This is a genomic window from Phycicoccus elongatus Lp2, from assembly GCF_000367525.1.
GTDB classification, from domain to species: domain Bacteria; phylum Actinomycetota; class Actinomycetes; order Actinomycetales; family Dermatophilaceae; genus Phycicoccus_A; species Phycicoccus_A elongatus.
The window spans coordinates 1,050,313-1,065,812 of sequence record NZ_HF570956.1; the positions used below are offsets into that span (position 1 = coordinate 1,050,313).

Here is a 15,500-nt window from a genome sequence, read left to right on the forward strand (position 1 = left end):
CTGGAGATCCTCCGGGTGGGGTGCGACGACCAACTCCTCGACAGCCGGGCCGGGGCTGTCGGGTTCGACGATCGCGCGGGACCACAGCCCGTGCAGGTGGGCCACGAGCTCCGCGTCGATCCCGACCGGACGCACCTGCCAACGCACCCCGAAGACCTGGATCGTGAAGCCCTCGGCCACACCCGCGGAGGTCTGCTGCGCCGGAGTCACGAAGACAGTCTCCCCTAGGCTGCAACACATGCCACGCCCGCACGTCGCAGCGCTCGTGCACGACGCGTGGAATCAGCGTGTCGCGAGGCGGCTGACCGATCGCGGGTGGGGCACCCGGATCGTGCCGCACATCGGCTATGGCTCGACCATGACCCTGCGCGTGCTGGGCCGGGTGGTCATGGACCGTGACGGCCGCAATGGGACCGACGACGCTCGCCGATCCCCCCGGGCCGGCGACGCCATCCGCGACCTCGACAGTGCGACGCGGTGGTGGCGCGACTTCGTGTCCTCGCCGGCCATGCAGGTGCCGGTGGCCGTGACGATAGGCGAGCGCACGGTCGACACGACGACTGATGCCAGCGGGCTCATCGACCTCACGGTCAGGGGCCACGGGCTGCCTCCCGGTCGGCACCAGGTCCTGCTCTCCACGCCGCACGCCGATGACGCCCACGCCGACGTGATCGTCGTGTCCACGACCCAGCGCTTCGGGGTGGTCAGTGACATCGACGACACGGTGCTCTCGACTTCGCTGCCTCGCCCGGTCATCGCCGCATGGAACACCTTCGTCCGGGAGGAGGGCACCCGGCGTGCGGTGCCGGGCATGGCCACGCTCTATCGCGAGTTGCGCGCCGCCCATCCCGACATGCCGTTCGTCTATCTCTCCACCGGCTCGTGGAACATCGCCCCGAATCTGGGCCGCTTCCTGCGCCGCCACGGCTATCCGTCGGGGCCCCTCCTGCTCACGGACTGGGGTCCCACGAACACCGGCTGGTTCCGGTCCGGGCAGCAGCACAAGCGGGCTTCGCTGCATCGGCTGGCCCGGGAGTTCCCGCACATCAAGTGGCTGCTCGTCGGTGACGACGGCCAACACGACCCGAAGGTGTATGCCGAGTTCGCGGCCGCCCGACCCGGCAGCGTCCGCGCCATTGCGATCCGTCAGCTGACCACGGGCGAGCAGGTGCTCTCCCACGGACTGCCCGTCGCCAACGACGACCTCGTGCCTGCACCGACCGAGGACCTGCCCATGCCCGTCGTCCGCGCCGCCGACGGCTACGGCCTGGCTCGGCTGCTCCGCCCGATCCTCGGCCTCGGGCGACCCGAACTCACCCTCGACCCGCAGGCCGTGGACGATGAGGATGACCATCTGGTCGACGACGAGGATGACGACCTGATGGACGACGAGGACGACCAGCTGCTCGACGACGAGGAGGACGCCGACGATGCCTGAACTGCCCGAAGTGCAAGCCCTTGTCGACTTCCTGAGCACGCGGCTGGACGGCCTGGCCGTCACGGGGGTCGATCTCGGCTCGATCAGCGTCCTCAAGACCTTCAACCCACCGCCGCAGGCCCTCATCGGCGCGCCCGTCACGGACGTCACTCGTCATGGCAAGTTCGTCGACATCGACTGTGGCGGAACGCACCTGATCTTCCATCTGGCCCGCGCCGGTTGGTTGCGGTGGTCCGATGCCCTGCCACAGACCGTGATTCGCCCGGGCAAGTCGCCGATCGCCCTTCGTGTCCGGCTGGACGACGGCTCGGGCTTTGACCTCACCGAGGCCGGGACACGCAAGCGGCTCGCGGCATACATCGTCAACTCGGTCGCCGACGTCCCCGGCATCCAGACGCTCGGCCCGGACCCACTCTCCGACGACTTCACCCTCGAGCGCTTCGCGGCGATCCTTGCCGGACAACGGGTCCAGCTCAAGGGCCTGCTCCGCAACCAGGGCACGATCGGTGGCATCGGCAATGCCTACTCCGACGAGATCCTCCACGTCGCGAAGTTGTCGCCCTTCGCGATCGCCGGCTCGCTCGACGACGCGACCGTCACCCGCTTGTATGCCGCGTTGCGCGACACGCTCTCCGCTGCGGTCGCGGCGGCCTCGGGCAAACCGGCAGCGGAGCTCAAGGACGCCAAGCGCGCGGGCATGCGCGTCCATGGTCGGACCGGAGAGTCCTGCCCGGAGTGCGGTGACATCGTCCGGGAGGTGTCCTTCGCGGACTCCTCCCTGCAGTACTGCGCGACCTGCCAGACCGGCGGCAAGCCCTTGGCGGATCGGCGCACCAGCAAGTTCCTCAAGTAGCGCGCGCCCACGTGTCCACCAATGCGCCCTCGTCCCCCGGCGCGCCCTCGCCCACCGGTGCGCTCTTGCCCACCGATGCTCCCCCCAATCGGTCCTGGCCGGGTACATCTAAGGCCGTCGCCTGAAGGTGACGACCTTGCGGTTTCCCACCCGGTGGATGCGCGTCTGGTGCCTCTCGCCATGCACGAGGCGATGGTGGAACCCGCACAGGGGGACGGCATCGGCCAGGTCGGTCCGCCCCCCGCGTGACCATGGCTTCTCGTGGTGCAGGTCGCACCAGGCGTAGGGCCGATCGCAGTCTGCGGCGGCGCATTCGTGGTAGGCCGTGGCCAGGGCGACCCGCTGAGACTCCTGGAAGTGCCGCTTCGTGCGGCCCAGATCCAGCGGGACTGAATCACCGTCGAGGACGGCCGGCAGGATTCCGGCCTCGCAGGCCAGCCGCCGCACCTGCCCGATGGACATTGCCGAACCCGTGTCCATTCCCGCGGCCCCCAGACCGGACACGAGTTTCTGATGCTCGACGGTGACCACGACCGTCGCCGCAACCTTGCCGTGCAGTCGCTCGGTCGGCAGATGCTCGAGGATCTCGGCGAAGGCCTGCCCATTGCGCTGTTGCCAGTCGATCTCACCGACCACGGTCGCTGCACGGTGCTCGGTCCCCCTGGTGTCGAGGCCGAGCGCTCGGCCCCGCTCCTGCTCGCGCGCCGCCAGCCGCTTGGGTGAGGCCAACTGCTGGACGACCTTCTTGAGGATGTCCGCCGCGGTCCGCGGCACGGTGAAATGCCCGGTGGACGTGCCATCGTCGTTGTGGCGGAGCGTAAAGCGGCACTTCTGCCACGCCAACTCCTCCTCGGCTGCCAACTGCTCGCCCTCATGCGTGTCGGTCTCCTCGACCGACCGCTCGGCCAGCGCCAGCGCCCGGCGGGCCACCTTGCGCAACCGCTCGGGGTCGATCCGCTCGCCCGCCGCCACGAGTGAGGTCTCGATCCGTGCCCGCTCCGTGGCGGCCAGCGCCTCGGGCAGTCGCGCCGCCGTCGTCGCGATCACCTTGGCGTGCTCGGTCGACAACCGGCCCTCGGACAGCGCTGACCTCGTCGCGGCGAGCTCGCCGTCCAGAGCCACCGCGAGCCGGACGTCGTCCGAAGCGTCCGCACCGGACGTGCGTGACCGCGCGGCCACCCAAGCGCTCGTGGAGGACATCCCCGAGTCGTCCGCCACCTGCTTCTCGTCGGCCTCCGCGATGACCCGAAGCCGCAGGCCCTGCAGTCGCCGGATGGCCCTGTCGATCTCCCCCAGCACCACCGCCGGACCGACCGCACCCTCGAGCACCGAACCGTCGAGCACCGAGCCTTCCGCGGGCACGCCGTCGAGCGCTCCGTGGACGGCGTCCAGGGCAGGACGCGCACCCCTGCCGGGCGCTCGGTGGAGGGCTTGGATGCTCATGGAACAAATGTACGAACGACCACCGACAGCCCAACCCGAGCGTCACCGCCGCGGCCACGGCATACCGCTCTCTGTAGTTGTATGCCGTGTGCGCTAGACAGCCCTATCGGGCGCGAGAAGGTGTCGGGCGAGCCCGGCTGGCGGCCACATCCCGAGGGGCCAGCCGCAGCCAGTGCTCGGGCCGTGCCAGCGCGTCCGCCACGGAACCGGCCAGCCGCACGAGCTCGGCCACCTGACACGCAAAGACTCACGCGATGGCCTCCCCAACTTCAACGAGGACACTCCCGGCGACTTACACCGCGCTGGGGGACGTCACCCATTCGGTCAGTCTGGGGCGCGAAGGGGTGGCGTGGGGGACACGGCATACCAAAGTCTGAAGATGTATGCCGTGAAATCTAGATTTCGCTATAGCCTCCGATCGTGGACCCGATTCGCAACCCCTATGCCCCTGGGGCCGGCCAGCGCCCGCCCGAGTTGGCCGGCCGTGACGAGCAGTTGACCGCCTTCGACGTCGTGCTCGAGCGGGTGCAGCGCGGTCGACCGGAGCGTTCGTTGCTGCTCATTGGCCTGCGCGGGGTCGGAAAGACGGTCCTGCTCAATGCCCTCCGATCTGCGGCTGTGCGCGCCGGCTGGGGGACCGGCAAGTTGGAGGCGCGCCCCGATCAGCGCCTCCGCCGACCGCTGGCATCGGCGTTGCACCAGGCCGTGCGCGAACTCGGCCAGTCAGGCGGTCGGCACGACGACGTCCTGGGGGTCATCCGTGCCTTCGCCGAGCGCGACTCCGGAGCCGGCGCCAAACTGCGTGAGAAGTGGAACCCGGGCATCACGGCCACCGCCACCAAGGGGCGAGCCGACTCCGGCGACATCGAGATCGACCTCCTCGAGCTGCTGACCGACGTGGGTGGGTATGCCGCGGACACCGGTCGCGGGATCGCGCTCTTCATCGACGAGATGCAGGACCTCGGGCCGGAGGACGTGTCCGCGCTCTGCGCGGCGTGCCATGAGATGGGTCAGGCGGGCCTGCCCGTCATCGTCGTGGGGGCAGGCCTGCCGCACCTGCCGGCAGTGCTGTCGGCGTCGAAGTCATACTCGGAGAGGCTCTTTCGCTACGCACGCATCGACCGCCTCGACTCGGTCGCCATGGAACTGGCGCTGTCCGCCCCGGCCGAGGAGGAGGACGCCGAGTGGTCTCCGGACGCGCTGTCCGCCATGTATGCCGTGACCGGCGGCTATCCCTATTTCGTCCAGGCCTACGGAAAAGCCGTGTGGGACAGGGCACCTCGCTCGCCGATCACCGCTGAGGACGTCACGGTCGGCGCGCCCGAGGCCGAGGCAGAGTTGGCCGTTGGCTTCTTCGGCTCACGCTATGAGCGCGCGACCCCAGCCGAGCGGGAGTACTTGCGGGCCATGGCGGAAGCTTCGTACCTGAGATCCGAGGGTGCCCCGGATGGTGCCGACGCGGCATACACCTCGGTGTTGGAGACCGAGTTGGACTCCGTGCCCACAGCCGAGGTCGCCCGGATCCTCGGCAAGAAGCCGCAATCCCTCTCTCCGGCAAGGGATGCGCTGCTGAAGAAGGGGTTGATCTACTCTGCCGAGCGAGGTCAGATCGCCTTCACAGTGCCGCATTTCGGCAGGTATCTGCGCGACCACGCCTGATGGCCGTTCTTGTTGTCCGGAGGTGCTTGATTCTGAGCTTTCTACGGGATCTGGGACTGGAATCTGATCATGGCGAACTGTTTGAGGCACTGATCGAAGAAACTGAGTCTTCTGGGTGAGGATTCTGATCCCATCGACATGAGATCCACCGGCGGGAACAGGGCTTCGAGGGGCTGCCTCTACTGTGCGTTCATGACTGAGCCTGCGACCGTGGATTGGAAGGGCGCGGACGAGCTGTGGCCGTCCATTGCCGACGCCTATAGCCGCATGCAGGGGCTCGACGACTCTGGGGCAGCCTCGACGAGCTTGGCCGCGCGGCAGGTTGATCGGGTCCAGCCCGCGGGTCATCGTCCGTACATCGCGGCGCATCGGCTGCTGACGATCGCTCACGAAAACCACCTGGCGTTCTTGGGTTTGGTCCGGGCGATCGGCTTCGGCCCGAATGCCCCCTTCAACTTGCTCCGACCGGTCCTGGAGAACTCGTTGTGGGCGATCTGGCTGCTTGACCCTCGAAGGAGTCATGACCGCCGTCGCCGAGGGCTGCACTACGAAGTTCTCGATCACAAGGCGGAGCTCGCCTTCTTGGAAGAGCTCGGCAAGTTGTCCGATGGACGGGAGTATCGCGAGCAGGCAGCTGAGCGGCGGGCGACAGCGGGTGCCAGCTACCGGCGTGACGCCGAGGCGCTCGGTGTGGAGTACGCGGAACTGGGGAGGAAGGTCAACCTGACGGACGAGGTCCCGAAGCTGGACTGGCTGGTGTCTCGACACGGCACGGACTATGCGCGCATTGTGGTGGCCGAGTGGCGCCGCCTGTCCGGGTACCAGCACACCAAGGTGTGGGCCAGCATGTTCGGATCGGATCGAACCTTTGTCGCGCGCATCGACGGTGGCGGGGTAGCGCACTTCGTGGCCTCGGATGACGGGATCAGCCTCGCCGTCGGGACCAGCGGTCTTGTCCTGCTCGAGGCGATGCGCCTGTACGAGCGACGGCATAACGGCCCAGCGTGACCGTGCCATCGCAGGTCACCCGCGAAACCCGGATCCCGCGACACCATGAGCAGTGGCCGCATGCAATCTCTGCGTCGCCCTTGCGCGCACGGGTACGTTTGATGGCGAGGTGCGCCAAGGGGGCGCATCGCACCCGGTGATGGCGTTGTGGTTGGTCCGCGACGCGTGAGAGGCGGTCTGGTGACAGGGAGTACGTAGCGCCAACGGGGCGGCGCTGGGAGCCTCAAACACCCCAGACACACACAAGGCCGGGCGGGAACCCGGCGCGTGTGTGGTGTACCGCGCGATTCGTGGTCGCGCGTCGAAACCTGTCAGATCAAGCAAGGAGGCTTTGCCTTGCCATTCTTGGGGACAGCCCACAGTCGTGTCAACGCTGTGTCGAAGGTCCGGGTGCCGCTGTGACGGTCACGCGCGCGAGCGTGTCGCATCGTCGCGGAACCCGAGTGGACTTCCTCGAATCTCTTCGTGGGCCGCGAGCCCCGTGGGAAGAGGTCGTTTCGGCGGCACAGGATGCCGCCCTGGCTCGCGAGGTCGCGCTCACCTCGTCGGTGACCATCCGGGAGGTGGACCCGGTCTCGGGTCGTGACCGGCAGAAGGCGTGCGATGTTCCAGGCGCCGCGACGTTGACACCGGATGTGCTGGCCGAGGTGCGTCGCCCGGTGTCCTACCACGGGATGCGGAACTACATCGGCCGGATGGCGTTGCCGTCGGTGGACCGGGAAGCCCACGCTGGTTGGTTCGAGTCCCGCAACGAGCAGGAGACTTACCGTGACCTGCTGTTGACGCGTCCGATCACCCAAATGACCACCCAGCCGCTGCGACTGGAGTGGCCCTTCGCGTCGGGGGTGCGCACCCACGTCCCGGACGCGCTCTATGTCACGGTCGACGGTGTCGTCACCCTCCTCGACGTCACACGGCGTGCCCGTCTGGACTCCGCGGAGGCGCACGCGGTGTTCGTCCTTGCCCAGGCGACCGCCACCGCCTTGGGCTGGCGTTACGAGCTGCGCGGCGAACTGTCGGCCCAGCACCACGCGGAAACCGGGGAAGTTCTCGACCTCGGTGGTGTTCATCAGGGCGCCACCAGCAGTGACGGCCCCTTCGAACAGGACGGGCTGGAGATTCGCGCGGGCGGCATACACCGCGGCGGTGTAGCCGGCCGGGCCGGAACCAATGATGATGACGTTGCGGACGTCGGTGGTCACGTGCGTTCTCCTCGTGGGACGTTCAGGCGCTCACGGGCGTCACGCCGAGCTCGTCGAGGAGGGTCAGGACCCGCTGCTTGATGTCGTCGCGGATGGGGCGGACGGAGTCGACGCCCTTGCCGGCGGGGTCTTCGAGTTCCCAGTCCTCGTAGCGCTTGCCCGGGAAGATGGGGCAGGTGTCGCCGCATCCCATGGTGATGACCACGTCGCTGGACTGCACGGCATCGGTGGTGAGGATCTTCGGGGTTTCGGCGATGATGTCGATGCCCTCTTCGGCCATGGCTTCGACGGCGGACGGGTTCACCTGGTCTGCGGGTGCGGATCCGGCCGAGAGGACCTCGACGGCGCCGCCGGAGAGGTGATGGGTGTACGCGGCGGCCATCTGCGATCGTCCGGCGTTGTGCACGCAGACGAACAGAACGGAAGGCTTGGTTGCGGTGCTCATGGGTGGGCTCCTTCTGGTGTGGCGGGTGCGGGTCAGTTGAGGATTTCGCGCAGGAGGGTGGTGACTCGGGCCTGGATGTCATCGCGGATATCGCGGACGACTTCGATGGGCTGGTCGGCCGGGTCCGCGACGTCCCAGTCCTCGTAGCGTTTGCCCGGGAAGATGGGGCACGCGTCGCCGCAACCCATGGTGATGATCACGTCGGCTGCGCGAATGACGTTGTCGGACAGCGGTTTCGGGTATGCCGTGACCAGGGAGATGCCGCGCTCGGCGAGAACGTCGACGACCATGGGGTTGATCTCTCGCGATGGGGCGGAGCCGGCGGAGCGGACGTGGACCCGGCGGGCCGAGAGGTGTTCGGTCATCGCTGCTGCCATCTGGGAGCGGCCGGCGTTGTGGACACACACGAAAACGATCTCGGGGACCGTCTTGGCGATGTGACCTTCCGCCTGGGCGGCGGCCATCAGCTGTTCCCGGGCCTGGCGTGCGACCAGCACGGGAAGGTAGGTCTGGACGGTGGACGCCGGCTCGAGTGCCAGACGTGCGGCGTCGACGGCAGCGGCAACGCTCTGCGAGGAGAAGATGCCCTCGTAGGAGTAAGTGAGGTCCTCGGTGATCGCCGCGTACGGGTCCTTCGAGGGGGAGATAGTGCTCATGGCGGAGCCCTTCCTTAGGCCGAGTTCGATGGAGCGGGGTGAGGGACGACGACGTCGTCGGCGCTCGAGGCGGCGTCGGGGTACAGAGCCAAGGTGATGGCGACGCCCACGACGAGGCCGACCAGCTGCGCCACCACGAACCCCGGGGCCGAACTCGGGGCGATGCCGGCGAACGTGTCGGAGAAGATGCGGCCAACGGTGACCGCGGGGTTGGCGAACGAAGTTGAGCTGGTGAACCAGTACGCGGCACCGATGTAGGCACCGACGGCCGGGGCGGCCATGGCGCCGCGGCCAGTGCGCGCCAGGGCAAAGATCAAAGCGACCAGAACGCTGGTCGCGACGACCTCGGCAAGCAGGTGAGGGCCGGTGGCGCGTTCCTTGGTCGACAACGCCATCGATGCACCGAACATCGCGTTGGCCAGGACGGCACCCGTGATCGCGCCCACGACCTGCGCGACCGCGTAGGCAGCGACCTCTGAGAGGGAGAGGCCCGTCCCTGCGCGCCGCCCGATGAACCAGTCGGCGAGAGAGACGACCGGGTTGAAGTGAGCCCCGGACACCGGTCCGAACATGAGGATGAGCACCGCAAGGCCGAGCACGGTTGCCGTGCTGTTCTCGAGGAGCTGGAGCCCGACGTCCTGCGGGGAGAGCTGTGCCGCGGCAATGCCGGACCCGACGACCACGGCCACCAGGAGGGCGGTGCCGAGGAACTCGGCGAGCAAGCGGCGCGGCAGGGGCGGTGTCTCAATGTCGGTCACACGAGAATGTTGACTCAACCCCAGTGGCTCAGTCAAACTTGAGTCAATGAACACTGAGCAAACAGAGATTCTGCAGCGACGGGCCGCTCTTCATGGCGCCCTCGCCGACGTCACACGCCTGCGCATCGTCGACCTGCTCGCCGTCAGCGACCGGTCCGCGACCGAGCTGGGGACCGCCCTCGCGATCCCATCCAACCTGCTCGCGCACCACCTCAAGGTCCTCGACTCCGCCGGCCTGCTCACCCGTCGCCGCTCCGAAGGTGATGCGCGCCGCTCCTACCTCTCCCTCAACGGCCACAACGAGTGGCTCCTGCGAGACCTTGGTGCGGGGCAGACCCAGGTGAGCGCCTCCCGCATCGTCTTCGTGTGCACCGCGAACACGGCCCGCTCCCACTTGGCCACCGCTGCGTGGCGACGTGTCAGCGACATCCCGGCGACGTCGGCGGGCACCCACCCGGGCGAAAGCACCCACCACGGCGCGATCGCCACAGCACAGCGTCACGACCTCGACCTTCCGGCGATCACCCCCCGCGCGCTGGGCCCAACGGACCTCACCAACGATCTCATCGTCACCGTGTGCGACCGTGCCCACGAGGACCTCGACGGCCGCGACTGGGCACACTGGTCCATCCCCGACCCCGTGCCTGCAGGCAGCGACCGAGCCTTCGACGACGCCCTCGAGGCAATCACCACCAGAGTGGCGCGCTTGTCGGCTCAAGTTGTCAGCACAACCGGTTGACCCTTGCGTTGGACGGGTCTCTCGCGTGTTCGGATCCACCGTTGGGACAGACGGCAGGCCGGTACGTCCAAGCCCTCATGCGTGCTCATAGTTGGATCTCGGTTGCCAACACCCCTAATATCTGATCATGCGCTCAGATGACATAATTGTTGGCTTGGATGGTTGCTCGGTCCACTGTGTCCACCCTGAAAAGGTTCAGCTGGTGCTCGATGCGACGTTGCCGGTCGATGATCTGGCCCGGGCGGCAAGCATGTTCAAGCTGCTTGGGGACTTGACCCGTTCCCGACTGTTGTTCGCCCTGCTCGAAGCCGGAGAGTTGTGTGTGTGCGATCTTGCGGCCTCGACCGGGACTCAGGAGGCGACGGTGTCGCAGTCGTTGCGGATGCTGCGTGCCTCGGGGGTGGTCACCGGGCGCAGGCAGGGGCGGTTGGTGTTCTACCGGCTCGCGGACTCGCACGTGCGGATGCTTCTGGACCTGACCCGAGAGCACTTGGCCCACGACGCTGGCGGCGCCTCCGAAGGGCCGGTGACTGCTGTCGGTCCGTCCACCCAGGTGACCCGATGAGTGGCGGGCACGGCCACGCGGGCGGCGCGCACCGGTGGCGCCTGCGGTTGGCGTTCATCCTCGTCGCCGGGTACTTCGTCGTTGAACTCGTCGCAGGCCTGATGTCGGGCTCTCTGGCGTTGCTTTCCGACGCGGGCCACATGGCCGCCGACGTCGTCGCCCTGGGTGCGGCGTTGGTCGCCACGCGGATCGCCACTCGCCCCGACAACACCGGGCGTAGGACGTTCGGCTCCTACCGGGCCGAGGTCTTCGCGTCGGGGCTGGCGGTGTTGTTGATGCTTGGGGTCTCGGTCTACATCGCGGTGGAGGCCATCGGGCGCATCGGCGAAACCGCTGAGATCTCGTCCGGGCCGATGCTGATCGTGGGCGCCGTCGGACTGGTGGTCAATGTCATCGCGTTGCTCCTGCTGCGTGGTGGGGCCAGTGACAGCCTGAACGTCAAAGGCGCCTACCTCGAGGTCGTCGCGGACACGGTCGGGTCGGTCGGTGTCATCATCGCCGGCGTCATGGTGAGCGCGACCGGGAACGCGTGGTGGGACACCGGCATCGCGCTGGCCATCGCCGTCTTCGTCGCTGTCCGCGCCGTCATGCTTGGACGTGAAGTCCTCACCGTCCTGGGTCAACACGCCCCTGCTGAGATGGCGCCGGACGAGGTTGAGCAGGCTCTGGCAGGGGTCCCGGGAGTGAGCGACGTTCACGACCTGCACGTGTGGACCCTGACCTCTGGGATGAACGTGGCCACCGCGCACCTGATGACCGACCAGGACGCGGACCCGCACGCCGTCCTGGACAACGCCCGCTTGGTCATGCGCACGAAGTTCGGGGTCGAGCACGCCACCCTGCAGGTCGAACCCGACACCCATACCGGTTGCAAGGAGGTGACCTGGTGAGCACGTGGACCACTGTGGGCACCAACGAGCGACGCGCGACGTTGATGCGCCGCGCCCAACTGTTGGCCGGGGCCTCCGTCGCCTACAACACCATCGAAGCCGTCATCGCGATCACGGCCGGAAACATCGCCGGCTCCTCCGCCCTGGTCGGGTTCGGCCTGGATTCACTGGTCGAGGTGTCCTCCGGGCTGGTGATCCTGTGGCAGTTCCGCCACCCCATGCCAGAGAGCAGGGAACGCACCTCGCAGCGCCTCATAGCCGTCTCGTTCTTCACCCTCGCTGCCTACCTCGCCGTTGAGGCGGGGCACGCCCTGATCAGCGGAGCCCAACCAGAGAGCAGCCCCGTCGGCATCGGCCTGGCCCTGGCGTCCCTGGCGGTCATGCCGTTCCTGAGCCTGTGGCAGCGCCGCACCGGTCGAGAACTGGGTTCGGCTGCCGTTGAGGGGGATGGCACCCAAACCCTGCTTTGCACCTACCTATCCGCGGTCCTGCTGGTCGGGCTCGTCCTCAACGCCACCCTCGGCTGGTTCTGGGCCGACCCGGTGGCCGCGCTGATCATCGCCGCGGTCGCGGCTCGCGAGGGCTGGGAGAACTGGCAGGGCGACGACTGCTGCACCCCGGCAGCACTCACCACGCCACGGGCAGTGACGGACGTGCCGGCCGTGACCACGCACTGCGCCGAGGACGACTGCTGCACCCCCAGCGCCACCGAACTCGACCACGACGCGTCCACCAAGGTCGATCGCGGAACCTGACCGCGCCACTGACCGTTCGCCCCACCAAGCCCTGCCCTGTCCCTTACCCTGCCCTGGAGTTGACCCCTGTGACCCCCGTGAAACGCAACGCCATCGTCTCTGCCATCGTCGTCGCCCTCTTCGTGGCGTTCGTGGCGACCGCCCTGGCCCTGCGCCCGAAGACGGCCGACCCCACCGACGCCGCCACCACCGGGGCAGGGACCGGGACGGGCAAACTCGTCCGTGAGAACAGCCACCGGCTCGGTGCCGCCGGCACGGGCAAGGTCGTGCTGGTCGAGTTCCTGGACTTCGAATGCGAATCCTGCCGGGCGGCATACCCCGTCGTGGAAGAGCTGCGTACCACGTATGCGGGCAAGGTCGACTTCGTCGTGCGCTACTTCCCGATCCCCAGCCACACCAACGCGATCAACTCCGCCGTCGCTGTCGAGGCCGCAGCCCAACAGGGCAAGTTCGAAGAGATGTACAAGCGGATGTACGACACCCAGTCCGAATGGGGCGAGCAGCAGGACTCCAAGGCTGCGCTGTTCCGCGGCTTCGCCCAGGAGCTGGGTCTGGACCTGACCGCCTACGACAAGGCCGTCGCGGACAAGGCCACCCTGGACCGGGTGGAGGCCGACCGGCAGGACGGGATCGACCTCGGCGTGGAAGGCACCCCGACGTTCTTCCTCAACGGCAAGAAGCTGCAGCCGTCCTCGGTCCAGGACTTCCGCGACCAGATCGACGCCGCCCTCAATGGCTGAAACCCCACCCGCCCGGCCGACCGCTCAACCAACAGCTCAGATCGAAGCGGTTGGTCGAGGCACGGTCTGGTCCCTGACCCTGGCCGGCCTGACCGGGTTGGCCGCAGCGTTCGTGCTGCTCGTCGAGAAGATCGCCCTGCTCACCGACCCCACCTACGTGCCCTCGTGCAGCATCAACCCGGTGCTCTCCTGCGGGTCGGTCATGAACACCGACCAGGCAGCAGCGTTCGGGTTCCCCAACCCCATCCTGGGCGTCGCCGGCTTCACGGCCCTGCTGACCGTTGGTGTGGTGCTGATGGCCCGGGTGAGCCTGCCGGGGTGGTTTTGGTGGGGCATCCAGGCCGGGACCACGTTCGGGGTCGTGTTCGTGCACTGGCTCATCTTCCAGAGCTTGTATCGCATCGGCGCCCTGTGCCCCTATTGCATGATCGTCTGGGTCGCGGCCATCACCGCGTTCGCGGCCGCCACCGCCCACAACGTGAGAACGGGACGGCTCCCCGTTCCCGCGCGACTGCGCGGGATCGCGTCCTACGGTCCGATCGTCGTGACCGTGTGGCTCGTGGTCATCGCCGGCCTCATCGTCATCCAGTTCTGGGACTACTGGGTGACGCTGGGCAACTGACCGGCCGTGGTTCAGATCGGGACGGTGAACCCCGAGACGAGTTCTGCCTGGAGCCAGCGGGTGAGGTCTTCCCATACCCCGGTCAGCAGCAGCAGCCCCACGAGGATCAACATGACGCCGCCGAAGATCTGGATGGGACGGTGGTGTCGACCCACCCATCTTGAGACGCCACCGAAGCGTTCGATCCCGGCCGCAGCGAGGATGAACGGCAACCCCAGACCCAGCGCGTATGCCGTGGCCAGGGTGGCTGCGCGTCCCGTGCTCGGGTTCGTGGTCGAGGCCGACAGGGTCATGACTGCGGCGAGGGTTGGGCCGGTGCAGGGCGCCCACCCGAGCCCGAAGATGGCCCCGACCACGGGCGCCCCGAGTAGGCCGGTCCGGGGTCGCCACCTGAGTGCGAACTGGCGCTGCGAGCCAGCGCGAGCACCCACGCCAAGGAAGACCAAGCCCATGACGATGATGACCGCGCCGCCGACTCGCATGAGGATCACACGGTGCTCGGTCAGCGCCCGACCCAGGGAGGCGATGAAGATCGACCCCACCACGAAGACTGCTGCGAAGCCCAGGACGAAGAGCACCGCCCCGAGCAACATCCGACCGCGTGAACGCCGCTCCAGCGCGGTGTCACTCAGCCCTGTCACGTAGCCCAGGAACCCCGGCACGAGCGGCAGGACGCACGGCGACGCGAAAGAGACCAGCCCGGCGAGTGCCGCCACGAGGACAGCGAGCGGCAGGGCTCCGGAGGCGATTGCGTCGGTCACAGTGATCAGGAGTCGAGCACGTCGTCGATGAGGCCTCGCAAGGTTGCGGCCGACACGACGCCGCTGACGCGACCCGCGACCCGCCCCTCACGGTCAAGGATGAGAGTGGAAGGCGGGCTCGTGGGGGCCTGGCGGCCGAAGGCGAGAATGAGGACGCCCGACTCGTCGGTCAGGCTGGGGTAGGTCATCTTCTGCGTCGCCACGAACGCCGACCCGCGCTCGGCGGACTCACGGAAGTCGATCCCCATGAACATCACCGGCTTCTTGGCCGCCTGAACCTCCGTCCAGACCTTCTCCAGGTCGGGGATCTCGGTGATGCACGGTGGGCACCACGACCCCCACAGGTTGATGACGACCACGTCTTTGCCCCTCGCGGACGTGCTGGACCAGTGCGCGCCGTCCAAGGTCGTGCCTTCGAGGGTGATCGGCTTCAACCTCTGGGCGGAAGGGATCTGCTCGATCGCACCGTTGCCCGCGATGTATCCCTTCTGGTCGCCTTTCTTGGCCTGCTCCGCGATGGAGTTCGGGTCCGAGGAGCAGCCTCCCAGGGCCACGAGCGCCACAACGAAAGCGAGGGCAACGGCGCCGCGCGATAGGGCACGCCCAGTGGTCCTGCAAGTCATCCGCCAGCTCCCGGGGAGGTGGGCGGGAGCATCGGCTCGTTCCAGAAGGGGTGAGCTGCTGTGGCGCTGATCGGGGGAACGTCCGGGCTCATGGTCGTGATCATCGCAAATGCACCTGAGGGCTCGGTCGCCCGCGGGGCCGCAGGGGCCCGGGTCACTGCCTCGGTTCCCAACCGGCGGAGGGGTGGCCGATGCTGGAGTCATGAGGATCGAACTGCTGGTGATACCCGACTGCCCCCACGCGGAACACGCGACGCGAGCGTTGGAGACCGCTCTCACTGAGCTTGGCGTCGGTGAGCTCCAGTTCAGGATCGTGGTTGTGAGCACCGATGAACAGGCGCAG

16 protein-coding genes and 1 pseudogene are annotated in these 15,500 nt (G+C 67.8%); 10 read left to right on the forward strand and 7 right to left on the reverse strand.

Translation table 11 applies throughout. The features are described 5' to 3' along the window. Positions 1 to 238 precede the first annotated feature (238 nt). Positions 239 to 1,438: an App1 family protein gene (locus BN10_RS04985; RefSeq protein ID WP_010850088.1), complete on the forward strand. Its 1,200-nt coding sequence runs from the start codon at positions 239 to 241 to the stop codon at positions 1,436 to 1,438. Beyond that, positions 1,431 to 2,291, forward strand: a complete 861-nt coding sequence (locus tag BN10_RS04990; RefSeq protein ID WP_010850089.1) for an Fpg/Nei family DNA glycosylase — start codon at positions 1,431 to 1,433, stop codon at positions 2,289 to 2,291. The genes BN10_RS04985 and BN10_RS04990 overlap by 8 nt, the downstream gene beginning before the upstream one ends. A 108-nt stretch (positions 2,292 to 2,399) precedes the next feature. On the opposite strand, the gene BN10_RS04995 is transcribed toward BN10_RS04990, so the two are convergent. After that, entirely contained in the window at positions 2,400 to 3,734 is a 1,335-nt protein-coding gene (locus BN10_RS04995) for an HNH endonuclease signature motif containing protein (RefSeq protein ID WP_010850090.1), read from the reverse strand. 420 nt (positions 3,735 to 4,154) lie between these two features. Here BN10_RS04995 and BN10_RS05000 point away from each other — a divergent pair, with 420 nt between their 5' ends. Next, positions 4,155 to 5,393 carry an ATP-binding protein gene (locus BN10_RS05000; RefSeq protein WP_010850092.1) on the forward strand — a complete coding sequence of 413 codons (1,239 nt, stop codon included), beginning with the start codon at positions 4,155 to 4,157 and terminating at the stop codon, positions 5,391 to 5,393. Between the two features lie 192 nt (positions 5,394 to 5,585). Beyond that, complete coding sequence (locus BN10_RS05005) at positions 5,586 to 6,401, forward strand: hypothetical protein (RefSeq protein WP_010850093.1); 816 nt, start codon at positions 5,586 to 5,588, stop codon at positions 6,399 to 6,401. Positions 6,402 to 7,432: 1,031 nt separating this feature from the next. Here BN10_RS05005 and BN10_RS16210 read toward each other — a convergent pair. From BN10_RS16210 to BN10_RS05025, 4 genes and pseudogenes are all read right to left on the reverse strand, one after another. Continuing rightward, positions 7,433 to 7,603, reverse strand: a pseudogene (locus tag BN10_RS16210) (FAD-dependent oxidoreductase); the annotation flags it as partial. A 22-nt stretch (positions 7,604 to 7,625) separates the two neighbouring features. Beyond that, entirely contained in the window at positions 7,626 to 8,048 is a 423-nt protein-coding gene (locus BN10_RS05015) for an arsenate reductase ArsC (RefSeq protein ID WP_010850095.1), read from the reverse strand. 32 nt (positions 8,049 to 8,080) lie between these two features. Continuing rightward, complete coding sequence (locus BN10_RS05020) at positions 8,081 to 8,704, reverse strand: arsenate-mycothiol transferase ArsC (RefSeq protein WP_010850096.1); 624 nt, start codon at positions 8,702 to 8,704, stop codon at positions 8,081 to 8,083. A 14-nt stretch (positions 8,705 to 8,718) separates the two neighbouring features. Continuing rightward, positions 8,719 to 9,462: an aquaporin gene (locus BN10_RS05025; RefSeq protein WP_010850097.1), complete on the reverse strand. Its 744-nt coding sequence runs from the start codon at positions 9,460 to 9,462 to the stop codon at positions 8,719 to 8,721. Positions 9,463 to 9,508: 46 nt separating this feature from the next. On the opposite strand from BN10_RS05025, the gene BN10_RS05030 reads away from it, so the two are divergent. The 6 genes from BN10_RS05030 to BN10_RS05055 all read left to right on the forward strand — a co-directional run bounded on the left by BN10_RS05030 (position 9,509) and on the right by BN10_RS05055 (position 13,773). Then, the gene (locus BN10_RS05030) at positions 9,509 to 10,201 is read left to right on the forward strand and encodes an arsenate reductase/protein-tyrosine-phosphatase family protein (RefSeq protein ID WP_010850098.1); all 693 of its coding nucleotides are present in this window, start codon (positions 9,509 to 9,511) and stop codon (positions 10,199 to 10,201) included. A gap of 202 nt (positions 10,202 to 10,403) precedes the next feature. Next, positions 10,404 to 10,766: an ArsR/SmtB family transcription factor gene (locus tag BN10_RS05035; protein ID WP_010850099.1), complete on the forward strand. Its 363-nt coding sequence runs from the start codon at positions 10,404 to 10,406 to the stop codon at positions 10,764 to 10,766. Then, complete coding sequence (locus tag BN10_RS05040; protein WP_010850100.1) at positions 10,763 to 11,656, forward strand: cation diffusion facilitator family transporter; 894 nt, start codon at positions 10,763 to 10,765, stop codon at positions 11,654 to 11,656. The genes BN10_RS05035 and BN10_RS05040 overlap by 4 nt, the downstream gene beginning before the upstream one ends. After that, positions 11,653 to 12,411, forward strand: coding sequence for a cation diffusion facilitator family transporter (locus tag BN10_RS05045; protein WP_010850101.1), 759 nt, complete (start codon positions 11,653 to 11,655; stop codon positions 12,409 to 12,411). Before BN10_RS05040 ends, BN10_RS05045 begins: the two co-directional genes overlap by 4 nt. 68 nt (positions 12,412 to 12,479) lie before the next feature. Further along, positions 12,480 to 13,151 carry a DsbA family protein gene (locus BN10_RS05050; RefSeq protein ID WP_010850102.1) on the forward strand — a complete coding sequence of 224 codons (672 nt, stop codon included), beginning with the start codon at positions 12,480 to 12,482 and terminating at the stop codon, positions 13,149 to 13,151. Continuing rightward, complete coding sequence (locus BN10_RS05055) at positions 13,144 to 13,773, forward strand: vitamin K epoxide reductase family protein (protein ID WP_010850103.1); 630 nt, start codon at positions 13,144 to 13,146, stop codon at positions 13,771 to 13,773. The genes BN10_RS05050 and BN10_RS05055 overlap by 8 nt, the downstream gene beginning before the upstream one ends. Positions 13,774 to 13,784: 11 nt before the next feature. Here the strand turns inward: BN10_RS05055 and BN10_RS05060 are convergent, their stop codons facing one another. Together BN10_RS05060 and BN10_RS05065 are read right to left on the reverse strand one after the other, a co-directional pair. Beyond that, positions 13,785 to 14,534: a cytochrome c biogenesis CcdA family protein gene (locus BN10_RS05060; protein ID WP_010850104.1), complete on the reverse strand. Its 750-nt coding sequence runs from the start codon at positions 14,532 to 14,534 to the stop codon at positions 13,785 to 13,787. A gap of 5 nt (positions 14,535 to 14,539) precedes the next feature. Continuing rightward, complete coding sequence (locus tag BN10_RS05065) at positions 14,540 to 15,097, reverse strand: TlpA family protein disulfide reductase (protein WP_233354265.1); 558 nt, start codon at positions 15,095 to 15,097, stop codon at positions 14,540 to 14,542. Positions 15,098 to 15,500 lie beyond the last annotated feature (403 nt).